The sequence below is a fragment of the Streptococcus mitis SK1080 genome, from assembly GCF_000220085.1.
Taxonomy (GTDB): Bacteria; Bacillota; Bacilli; order Lactobacillales; family Streptococcaceae; genus Streptococcus; species Streptococcus mitis_K.
Genome location: NZ_AFQV01000016.1, coordinates 1 through 2,311, shown reverse-complemented (window position 1 = coordinate 2,311; position 2,311 = coordinate 1). Strand labels below are relative to the sequence as shown.

Here is a 2,311-nt window from a genome sequence, read left to right as displayed (position 1 = left end):
CTTTAGGAGGAGGAGCAGTAAAAGGATGAAACATACACTTGGAACTATCAATAGTAGAACTCAGTGGTTTAGAGAAGCAAGATTTGGGATGTTCATTCATTGGGGTTTATATTCTATTCCAGGAAAAGGGGAATGGATTCGTAGTCATCAGAAATTATCTATTGAAGATTATGAACCATATTTTCGAGCTTTTGATCCTAAGGAATATAACCCTAGAGAATGGGCTAAACAAGCAAAAGCTGCAGGGATGAAGTATATGGTTTTAACGGCTAAACATCATGATGGATTTTGTTTGTTTGATTCAAAATTTACGGATTATAAAGCAACAAATACACCTGCAGGTAGAGATTTAGTTAAAGAATTTGTAGATGCCGTTCGAGCTGAAGGTTTAAAAGTAGGGTTATATTTTAGTTTAATTGACTGGTATCATCCTGATTTTCCTAAATATGCTGATCTAAATCATCCAATGAGAGGAAATGAAGCCTATCGAGATGAGAAAATTAACTTTGACCGTTATTTGGAGTATTTGCACAATCAAGTTAAAGAAATTGTAACTGGTTATGGTCAGATTGACATATTATGGTTTGATTATTCTTATGAAGACATGGTAGGTGAAAAATGGGGAGCTTCAAAATTAATAGACATGGTTCGTCATTATCAGCCAAACGTTATCGTAGATAATAGATTAGAAACATCAGGTGAAGGATTCGGAAGTATTGTTACAGATGAAATTACCTCTTATGCTGGAGATTTTGTTAGTCCAGAGCAAATTGTTCCTCACGAAGGTATTCGAAACTTTAAAGGTGAGCCTGTTCCTTGGGAACTTTGTCTAACTATGAATAACAATTGGGCTTATAATCCTACTGATTATCTATATAAGTCTAGTCAAACTTTGATAAGAAAGTTAGTTGAATGTGTTAGTAAAAACGGGAATATGATTCTTAATGTAGGCCCAGATGCTTTGGGAAGAATTAATGATCCAAGTAAGAAAATATTAGATGATTTTCATCAATGGATGTCTCGAAATGGTGAGGCAATTTATGGATGTAGTGGAGATGAAAATTTACCAAAACCAGATTGGGGATACTATACTCGTAACGGAAATACGGTTTATGCTCATGTATTTGAACAACCTATAGGTCCGTTAGCTCTTCTTGGTATTAGTAAAGAAAACGTAAAAAGAATGAGCTTTCTTCATGATGGAAGTGAGGTGAAAATTTCAGAAAGCTGGACGACCAATGCCTATAAAGGAATTTGTTTTGCACAGTTTGGAGAAGTTCCTCATTTTACCTATCCATTACCAGACTTGATTGATAGCGTAATAAAAATTGAGTTGAGAGAGTAGTTTATATGAAAATTGAAAATAAAAATGTAAGACGTAATTTCTTTTGGGTAGATGGTCGATTTTATACTACTGATATCGTAAACAAACGGGCAGGAGTAATGATAAAAAATGTTTCGAAAGAGGAATTTACCATTACATTGGAGAATGGTATAAAACTTTCTTCAAATCATTTTTCAGCAATCGTTAGGGAAGAGGGAGATAAGCGGATTGAGGTTTCTTTTGTTTATCCTTCCATTCGTTTACGTTTAATCTTTGAATCGAGGGATGATGTTCTTTCGAAACAATTAGTTTTAGAATCTTCTACTGAAGTTATTAAATCTGTAGAGGTAGAGAGTTTTGAGTTTGAAACAGAAGACCATATTTTCTATCCTAAAAGACAAGATTGTATTAAGGAAATGGCAAATTTTTCCGGTTATTATGTAGAATTGGGACAACCTGTTTATGCTAATTCTTTATTCTTAGGAATGGAATTTCCCATGTCTGAAAACAAGGTAGATTGTAGACATTATGTATCAAGGTATTACTTAGGAACGGTTATTAATCAAGAGAAAATTTTGTGGCCTTGTATTGTTGGGGGAGCAGGTTCCTATAAAAAGAAGAGATTCAAGAGGCATTTTTTGAATATGTGGAAGGAATAGCTCAACCTAGTTATTTCCGTAAACAGTATAATTCCTGGTATGACCATATGACCGACATTACAGAAGCAGGTATTCTAAAAAGTTTTTCTGAGATTAGAGATGGATTTGAAAATCATGGAGTCCATTTAGATGCTTATGTTGTTGATGATGGTTGGACAAACTATCAATCAGTTTGGGAATTCAATCATAAATTCCCAAATGGTTTGAGAAATATTAAACATCTTGTAAATGGATTTGGTTCAAGCCTAGGATTATGGATTGGTCCCAGAGGTGGTTATAATGGGACGGAAATCATTATGAGTGATTGGTTGGAAGCACATCCAGAGTT

Annotated in this window: 1 protein-coding gene and 1 pseudogene; both read left to right on the top strand. The window is 34.3% G+C overall.

The window, feature by feature from the left end; genetic code table 11:
• Positions 1-25 precede the first annotated feature (25 nt).
• Complete coding sequence (locus HMPREF9957_RS06285; protein ID WP_000683282.1) at positions 26-1,345, top strand: alpha-L-fucosidase; 1,320 nt, start codon at positions 26-28, stop codon at positions 1,343-1,345.
• Positions 1,346-1,350: 5 nt separating this feature from the next.
• Positions 1,351-2,311 (top strand): annotated as a pseudogene (locus HMPREF9957_RS06280) (alpha-galactosidase); the annotation flags it as partial.